The following is a 538-nucleotide window of genomic DNA, read 5'->3' as shown; positions in this document are numbered from 1 at the left end:
ACCTTGCCCCTGTTTCGTGTAGTTCTTAACCCACGATTCACGCGGCCTTTTTGCGCTGTGCCTCGTACCAGCGTTGTTCGTACTGCATCGGGCTGAGGTAGCCCAGCGAGGAATGCAGCCTGCGGTGATTGTAGAAGGCCATCCAGTCCATCACCGCCTGCCCGGCCTGCTCACGGGTAGCGAATTTGCACCCATGTACGCTGGCTGTTTTCAGCCGCCCCCAGAAGCTTTCCGTTGGGGCGTTATCCCAGCAGTTGCCCTTCCTGCTCATCGATGAACGCATGCCCCAGTCCTTCAGTGCGCCCTGGACCTCGTGGCTGCAATACTGGCTGCCCCGGTCGCTGTGGAATATCAGACCGGGTGGTGGCCGGCGACGCCACAACGCCATGGTCAGCGCGTCCTTGACCAGGCTTGCCTGCATGTGCGACTGCAGGCTCCAGCCCACCACCTGGCGGCTAAACAGGTCGATGACGGCGGCCAGGTACAGCCAGCCTTCGTCGGTTTGGATGTAGGTGATGTCGCCACTCCATAGCTGGTT

At 61.0% G+C, this 538-nt stretch carries 1 protein-coding gene; it reads right to left on the bottom strand.

Annotated elements, in window-relative coordinates; translation table 11 throughout:
* Positions 1 to 37 precede the first annotated feature (37 nt).
* Positions 38 to 538 (bottom strand): IS3 family transposase (locus N4G42_RS25510; RefSeq protein WP_260669187.1); only part of this gene is annotated, 501 nt, incomplete at its 5' end.

Source organism: Acidovorax sp. K2F (assembly GCF_025246485.1).
Classification (GTDB): domain Bacteria; phylum Pseudomonadota; class Gammaproteobacteria; order Burkholderiales; family Burkholderiaceae_C; genus Acidovorax; species Acidovorax delafieldii.
This window is presented reverse-complemented; position numbering and strand designations above follow the sequence as displayed.